Source organism: uncultured Thiodictyon sp. (assembly GCF_903828115.1).
GTDB lineage: Bacteria > Pseudomonadota > Gammaproteobacteria > Chromatiales > Chromatiaceae > Thiodictyon.
Genome location: NZ_CAIKKU010000034.1, coordinates 1 through 7,516, shown reverse-complemented (window position 1 = coordinate 7,516; position 7,516 = coordinate 1). Strand labels below are relative to the sequence as shown.

General features: G+C 65.2%; 10 protein-coding genes. 4 read left to right on the top strand and 6 right to left on the bottom strand.

What is annotated here, in order from left to right:
- Window positions 1–235: 235 nt before the first annotated feature.
- Complete coding sequence (locus QZY48_RS01170; protein WP_295426615.1) at window positions 236–1,417, top strand: RuBisCO large subunit C-terminal-like domain-containing protein; 1,182 nt, start codon at window positions 236–238, stop codon at window positions 1,415–1,417.
- Window positions 1,418–1,711: 294 nt separating this feature from the next.
- Window positions 1,712–2,404: a hypothetical protein gene (locus QZY48_RS01165; RefSeq protein WP_295426613.1), complete on the top strand. Its 693-nt coding sequence runs from the start codon at window positions 1,712–1,714 to the stop codon at window positions 2,402–2,404.
- A gap of 409 nt (window positions 2,405–2,813) precedes the next feature.
- Here QZY48_RS01165 and QZY48_RS01160 read toward each other — a convergent pair whose 3' ends face one another.
- Window positions 2,814–3,158, bottom strand: coding sequence for a hypothetical protein (locus tag QZY48_RS01160; RefSeq protein WP_295426611.1), 345 nt, complete (start codon window positions 3,156–3,158; stop codon window positions 2,814–2,816).
- Window positions 3,159–3,861: 703 nt separating this feature from the next.
- Here QZY48_RS01160 and QZY48_RS01155 point away from each other — a divergent pair.
- Both QZY48_RS01155 and QZY48_RS01150 read left to right on the top strand, forming a co-directional pair.
- Window positions 3,862–4,290, top strand: coding sequence for a CopG family transcriptional regulator (locus QZY48_RS01155; RefSeq protein ID WP_295426610.1), 429 nt, complete (start codon window positions 3,862–3,864; stop codon window positions 4,288–4,290).
- Window positions 4,291–4,317: 27 nt separating this feature from the next.
- Window positions 4,318–5,478 (top strand): PHB depolymerase family esterase, encoded by a 1,161-nt coding sequence (locus tag QZY48_RS01150; protein WP_295426609.1) that lies wholly within the window; start codon window positions 4,318–4,320, stop codon window positions 5,476–5,478.
- A 19-nt stretch (window positions 5,479–5,497) separates the two neighbouring features.
- Here the strand turns inward: QZY48_RS01150 and QZY48_RS01145 are convergent, their stop codons facing one another.
- The 5 genes from QZY48_RS01145 to QZY48_RS01125 form a co-directional block, all read right to left on the bottom strand.
- A complete protein-coding gene (locus QZY48_RS01145; protein ID WP_295426608.1) occupies window positions 5,498–5,629 on the bottom strand; it encodes a hypothetical protein in 132 nt (43 codons plus the stop codon).
- 121 nt (window positions 5,630–5,750) lie between these two features.
- Entirely contained in the window at window positions 5,751–6,515 is a 765-nt protein-coding gene (locus tag QZY48_RS01140) for a GvpL/GvpF family gas vesicle protein (protein WP_295426606.1), read from the bottom strand.
- Window positions 6,516–6,557: 42 nt separating this feature from the next.
- Window positions 6,558–6,788: a hypothetical protein gene (locus QZY48_RS01135; RefSeq protein WP_295426605.1), complete on the bottom strand. Its 231-nt coding sequence runs from the start codon at window positions 6,786–6,788 to the stop codon at window positions 6,558–6,560.
- A 26-nt stretch (window positions 6,789–6,814) separates the two neighbouring features.
- Window positions 6,815–7,207: a hypothetical protein gene (locus QZY48_RS01130; protein WP_295426603.1), complete on the bottom strand. Its 393-nt coding sequence runs from the start codon at window positions 7,205–7,207 to the stop codon at window positions 6,815–6,817.
- Window position 7,208: 1 nt separating this feature from the next.
- A partial coding sequence (locus QZY48_RS01125; RefSeq protein ID WP_295426602.1) for a hypothetical protein occupies window positions 7,209–7,516 on the bottom strand: 308 nt, incomplete at its 5' end.

Below are 7,516 nucleotides of genomic sequence, written 5' to 3'. Positions count from 1 at the left end.
GTCAGAGCAGCTTCACACCGGACCGTTACCAGTCTCGCATGTGCTCCTAGGCTACGACGGGAGAAACCGTCGGTTCCATCAGGTCGCCATATAGAGACTTCCAGTAGAACAATTACTTACGCGACTTCGTGTCGCACGATTATGCTCAAGGCCGGCTTAGCGAATCTGCCCTTGCTTCCAGCTTCCATACTCCAGCGTGCGAGCGAGTACCGACAGCGCCTTCCAGGAAAAGCCGATGACCACCCAAGACCGCCCACTGACCCTGAGCGGTGAGCGCTTCACCGCCATCTACCACCTCGCCGGCGCCCCCACGGCGGCGCAGGCGCGGCAGCGGGCGCGTGACCTCTGTCTCGAGCAGACGGTGGAGTTCCCCGATGAGCTGATCCCGAGCGCGGCCATCCGCGAGCAGATCGTCGGTCAGGTGGCCGCCCTGGAGCCCCTGGGCGCGGACCGCTGGGAGGCGGTCATCCGCTATCCGGTGGAGGTCGCCGGCCGGGAGTTGACCCAGCTCGTCAACTGCCTGTTCGGCAATATCAGCATCAAACCCGGCATCCGGCTGATGGGCTTCGACTTGGGGGAGTCGCTGGGACGACTCTATCGCGGGCCGCGCTTCGGTCAGGCGGGGCTGCGCGACCTGCTCGGGGTCCGGGACCGGCCGCTGCTGTGCACCGCGCTCAAGCCCATGGGCCTGAACCCAAGTGAGTTGGCGCGACTCGCCTATCGCCTGGCCCGGGGCGGAATCGACCTGATCAAGGATGACCACGGGCTCACCGATCAGTGCTTCTGCCCCTTCGAGGAGCGCGTCGCACGCTGTGCCGAGGCGGTGATGCGCGCCAATCGCGAGACCGGCGGGCGCGCGCTCTATCTGCCCAATGTCACGGCCCCGGCGGCGGAGATCGCCCGGCGGGCCCGGCACGCGCAGCGGTGCGGCGCCGGGGGCCTGCTGTTCTGCCCGGGGCTGGCTGGACTCGACGCCATGCGCGCCCTGGCCGACGAGGACACCCTGGCCCTGCCGATCCTGAGCCACCCGGCCTTTCAGGGCAGTTTCACCCTGCACCCGGACGCCGGCCTGGGCCACGGGGTGCTCTACGGACAGCTCAACCGGCTGGCCGGGGCGGACGCGACCATCTTCCCGAGCTACGGCGGGCGCTTCGCCTTCACCCCGCGGGAGTGCCGTGACATTGTGGACGCGGCCACCGGACCCATGGGGGCATGGCGGGCCATCTTCCCGGTGCCGGCGGGGGGGATGGGACTCAAACGCATCCCGGAGTTGATCGGCTTCTATGGGCACGACTGTTGCTTGCTGATCGGCGGGGACCTGCATGCGCAGGGAAAGGACCTGACGGCGACCTGCCGCGACTTCATGGACGCGGTGCAGGCGGCCTCAAGTGACTCGCAGGAGCAGGGCCTAAGGTGATTTCCGGATTTACAAGAATTAACTATCCTACCATTCATTGCGAAGTTAAGATGTCTAACGATGTTGACGAGCTACACGGGTACATGCCGGGATGACGACAAGACCACGGATGTCCCCAACATGACCGGCTATCCTTTAGCGTATGGCCGGCTTAGCTGTTGAGTTCCGGCAACGCGGGGGAAGCTTGCAAAGCAATCGCTTGAAAACTCGCCGCTGGTCATAAACAGCCAATGCGGACAGCACTATCTTTTGGCCGGTGCAATCATCTGTGACCGGCATATTACAGGAATATCTATGGTCAATTCGTGCGCAAAGAGAATTATCCCGCTCGTTATTTTACTCTTGGCAGGGTCCACGACACTGGCCGTTGCAGGCATCGTGTACAATGCCACGGATCAGTTCGACGCTAGCTCGAACCCCACTTCTTCGGGCTGGAGTTACGGCTGGAAAGCTACTCCGACAGGGGGATTCAACGTCTTTTCAAACTCATGCTGGGAATGCTATGACAAGGGATATTACGGATGGAACACCGGGTCCACTTATCCTGAGGTCAACCGTAGCCCGTCGGGACTTGAATTTGACCCATCATCGGTCGCCGACTTAGCGGGTGTGCGCTGGACCAGCAGCGTTAGCGGTTGGGCCTCCCTATCCTCCACTTTCCAGGGCTACTGGGGGGGGGTGGAGGGCTTATACACCAGCGCCGGCGGATACGTTCTCTTCAACACTGCTCTATTGTACGAGGGTGATATTTACAGTCACGGTTCGGTGGGTTACAACGGCTCGTTCGCAGTTTCTCCTGGCGACACCATTGACTTTCTTGTCGGGAAGAACTCGAAAGACGTTATGGAGTTCGGGAGAACCATCGCAACTGCGCGAATCGAAATCACATCCATTCCCGAACCCGCGACGTTGGTCATGCTGGGTCCGTTGCTGGTACTTATGGGACTGCGCCGGATACGAATTCGCAGGTTTTGCGGTATCATTTAGCAACCGCACGGGCGATTGGCATCGTAGTTCAGCCGCGGCCGGCCGACTCGGCCTCGCTCGCCCCACGCCCGCTGCAAACCTACCCCCACAGCCCTACCCGGAACGCTGGCTCGGCTCGGCGCGAGTCGCAGCTTGAGGCGAGCTGAGGTAATGGCACTAATCGCCTAAGGTGATTAGCGTCGAAACTCAGCCAACGAGCGGTCGGCAGACGCCTGGTGGATGCGGCGCGATCAAGCGCTGCGTCCGGTCTGCAAGTTCATCGCGCGCGCCTTATCCACCCTACAAGGCTCATCGGGTGGTCAGCATGTTGCGCACATCCTTTGGAATTTCTTGGCGTCTTGGCGGCTTGGCGTGACTAATCGCCGGATTTGGGGTAACGGGCTGCTAATCCTGAATCCGGCAATTGCTCTCACTCTTTGTGATCTTTGTGTCTCTGTGAGAGAACTGCTCTTTCTAGGCTAATCGGCTTGCCACCCCGGGCCGGCGCCCGCGCCGACCGGCCCGGCCAGTTGATCGAGCGACGCAGCGCTGGGGGGTTCAGCGGGGTGGGGCCAAGCCGCAGGACCAACTCACTGAGGGTCTCCTGCAGGGCCGCGCCGACCCCGGGGTGATCGAAGGGCATTTGCACCATCTGCCGCACGGTCAGTCGTCGCTCCACACCCCAGGCGAGCGCCTGCGCCAGGTGTTCGCAGCCGGGGCCGATCATGGCACCACCCAGGACCCGGCCGTCCCGGCGGTCCACATAGACCCGCAACAGGCCCCGGCCCTGACCCGGCGAGGCCCGGGTCCGCGGGACCGAAGGCCGTCTGCCCGGTCAGCAGGTGCGACTGGTCCAACGCCGGCCAGGCACCGCCGGCCCGCAGCGTCGTGGGGCCGATGAAGCGGGCCTCCCCCAGGATCAGCGCGTCGGACGCAACCTCGGAGTCGTCCGGCGACCGGGGGTCCGCGGCGACCTCGCGCGCTTCCCACGGCAGCGCCGGGCACCGCACCTGATCCATCCAGGGCCCGGCCCCGATGGTGCCGCAACCGTGCCAGGAGCGGCGCTGCGCCGGCAACTCAGTCAGGTGAGCCGTCAGCCTGGACGGCCCGCAACCGCTCCGGGCGCAGGTGCTGCCCAGTCCACCATCGTCGATGAGAACGAAGTCCCGCTTGGCCCTGCGGATCTCCGCGACCGCCGCCAGGCCCGCCAGACCCGCGCCGATAACGGCCACCCCTACCTGTCTGATCATGATCCCGCCCTCCGTTTTGTCCTCCCGGGCCCAGTCGCCATGGGGCCAAGCATCCCGCGATGCCTGGTCCATGGATGCGGTGACTGCGATCACCGGTACCCTCGCTGACAAGACTAGCCCCGCGGACCGGCATCGTCTGCACCGGATCTGCGCGACCCGGGGTAGGAATATTCCGATTGACAAGCGACGTGCAGCGCCTAGAATATCATCCACCTGGATGATATATGGATGGTCAATCGCCCCATGAGCGTACACGCTATTCGTCAGAAAGTCAGCGAGACCGAGAAGATCACGATCAATCTGGGGCTCGTCGACCTTGGTCAGATCGACCTGCTGGTGCAGGAGGGTTTTTACTCCAATCGCACCGACCTGATTCGCACCGCGATCCGCAACCAACTGAGCACCCACGCCGAGGTGGTGCGCCAGACGATCGCCCGCAAGAGCCTGGTGCTCGGACTGCAACACTACTCGCGCGCCGATCTGGAGGCGGTGCAGCGGGCCGGAGAGCGACTCCAGATCCAGGTCCTGGGTCTGGCCAGCATCGGCACCGATGTCTCACCGGAACTGGCGCTCGCCACCATCGAATCGGTGGTGGTGCTGGGCGCCCTGCACGCCAGCCCCGCCGTCAAGGGCGCGCTGGCCGGGCGCATCCGCTAGCCACCAAACACGCAAGGCTGAACGACGATGAACGAACAAATGCTGGCTGGAATGCGCGAGGCGATGTCGCTGCTGCAACGCGACGGCCCCGTCGCCGCGACCGACAAGATCCAACAAACACTGCTGCGCCTGATGCCGGCCGGTACCCCAGGGGGCCAAACGGCCTGGCGCGGCGACGGCGCCGCGGCGCGCCCCGCGAAGCTGCTGCCGGTGCGCGAACCCGTGGGGTTCCTGCCGGACTTGCTGGCCAGGTTGCGCACTGAGGCACCGGGGATCGGGACGCGCTTTGAACTGCCGACCGCGCCGCGGACCGACCGGCAGGAGCCCGACAGCACCCAGGCCCCGGGCAGGTTCCTGACCGGCTCATTCACCAATCAGGCCGGCACCCGGGCCTACAAACTCTATGTCCCCACCGCCTACCATGGCCAGCCGCTGCCCTTGGTGGTCATGCTGCACGGCGGCGGCCAGAGCGCGGATGACTTCGCCGCCGGCACCCGCTTCAATGAGATCGCCGAGGCCCAGCCCTGTCTGGTGCTGTATCCGACCCAATCGGCGGCGGCGAACGCGACGCGGTGCTGGAACTGGTTCAAGGCCCCCGATCAGCAGCGCGATCAGGGCGAACCCTCGCTCATCGCGGGGATGACCGGGGCGGTCATCGAGCAGTATCACGTCGATCCGGCCAGGGTCTACTGCGCCGGCCTGTCGGCGGGCGGGGCCATGGCCGTGATCATGGGCGCCACCTATCCCGAAATCTATGCCGCGGTCGGCGCCCATTCAGGAATGCCCTATGCGGCGGCAAGTGATTTTGCGTCGGCCTTCGCCGCAATGAACGGTGCCGCCGCACCGGCGGCCGACGCGTGCCTGAAGGGGGTCCCGATCATCGTGTTCCACGGCGAGCGTGACGAGACGGTGCATCCGCGCAACAGCGATCACATCGTCGCCCAGTCGATCGAGCAACCCGCGGCGGCCCGGATCACGCAGGGTCGCGCCGGGACCGGTCACAACTACACGCACAGCGTACACGAGGAACCCGACGGCAAGGTAGTGGCCGAACAGTGGCTGGTACACGGCGCCGGTCACGCCTGGTCGGGCGGCAGCCGCCGCGGCAGCTTCACCGATGAGCAGGGACCCGACGCCTCACGGGAAATGATGCGCTTCTTTGCCGCTCAGTCGCGGCCGGTTTCCTGATTGGCGAACGGCGCCACCGCTACGCCAAACGGGCGTCGGATTGCCTTGACCGTCCTCGTAGCGCGAAGCGGAATTCGGGATACCAGTCGGGCGATCGGGCAGGCTCGTTGTCGTTGTCGTTGTCGTTGTCGTAATCGGAGAAACGATGCACTTTGGAGTGCGCAAGAATCCGGGGCGCTACGATAACCTCGATTACGATTACGACAACGATTACGACAACGACAACGACAACGACAACGATGGTGTTTGCGTTTAACTTCTTGACTCGTTATTTAGAGCCGGATATCCATCTCCACGAAGTTGTGGGGTGCCCAGGGGCCGTTGAAGTCGAAGGCGTAGTTGTCGTCGAAGGGGTGCGCCGCCTGCTGCACCGCCTGCTCGAAACGCTCAAGGTCCGCCCGCGGCACCAGGCAGGCCAGGTTCATGATCTCGGTTTCGACGCGGCACTTGTTGCGCTTGATCTCACGGCAACAGGTACGCAGCACCGTCTCGACCTGCTCGGTGTAGTTCTCCCGGTCCTCGTCGAGCAGGCGCTCGAAGCGGCTGCCCAGGGTGATCATCTCATCCTGGGTCAGCTTGCCGCCGTCGCGGAAGAAATTGTCGCGCAGTTCCCGCAGCTCCGCGTGGGTACCGACAAAGAACTCAAAGATGTTGGGCACATCCCAGGTCATGCGCAGACCCATCTCGACACTGCCCTCGACCCGTTTCAACTGCTCCAGGAAGACCTTGCTGTTGTCCTTCAGGATACGCGCGATCGCCGCGTCGTCGTCCGCCACCAGCCCGAAGGCGGCGGGCAGCGGGGTCACCTGTTGCAGCAGTTGCTTCAGCACCTCCTGGTGCGCCGCCATGTTGCGGCGCTGCGGGCGGATACGCGCGGCCTTCACGGCGCTGACCACCGCGGCGACCTGCCCGTCCCCGATGCCGTAGGCATCCGCCTCCTCCAGCCCGATCGGCCCCAGGGTCAGGGGACCCTGATCGGGGATGATCGCGTAGATATAGCGTCCGGCCGCGGTGGCCTGCTTGGTTGCCTCTGGCATGGGTGAATCTCTCACTGGGGGCCGGCGACCGCGACTTGGGGTCTACCGCGGCCCGCCTGGGGATGGGACTAAGGCCGCCGGCCCCGCACCCAACGGGGCCGGGTCCGGGTTCGGGGCGGCCTGGGGGCACGGCGCCATGACGCGCAGCAGTCCGCGCTCGACGCGGACCATCATCACATTCTTGCACACCCGGCAGCGCAGCGGGCCATGAAAGGTGTCACCGCCCTGGTCGAGCGGGAGGCAATGACCACAGTAGAAACAGCGCAGGCTCATCAGTCTGGCCCCCCGTCGCCCGCGGCTCAGTAGCGGATCTTCACCGGTTCGTAGTAGGGGGTCTCGGTCTGCTGCACCGACACCTCACCGCGGGCCCGGGCGTGCCGGGGGTCGGGACGCGGCACCGCGCGCAACCCACGGGGGGCGGCAGTCGGCGCGCCGTCCGCCAGCGAGTCGATGGATTCGACCCCCAGGAGGTTCAGCAGTTGGTCCTTTTCCCGGTCGATCTCCACACAACGCGCGTCGATGTTGGTGACCCGCTGCATGGCACTCACGCGCTCCTGCTGGCGCCGATGGCGCTCCGTCTCCAGGGCGAAGAGCCGCATGTACATCTTGTGCGGGGTGTGCAGGTCATCGGCCCGGCCGGCGTGGGTCTTGATGTCGCGGACGGTACGTGCCGGCTGACTGGATTTTGCCATGTCAAACCCCCTTCTCGACGGCCTGGGGTCGGCGTGAGCGGCCACTGATGCGCGCGATCACCTCGTCCGCCGGTGATTCGGTCAGACTGTTGCCGTCGCGCCGGACCTTGGCGGAGTCCATGTCTAGGATGTCGCGGCAGATGTCGCGGAAGAAGGTGTTGTCGGCCCGGGCGCTGAGTTTGCGGCTGGCCATCACGCGCGCGATGGCGATGCAGGCGCGCAGGGTCGGGCGATGGTGGTTGACGCTCTGGCCGCGCAGTTCGCGCACGATGTCGACCACGATGGCCGCCTCGCTCGCGGGCAGACCGG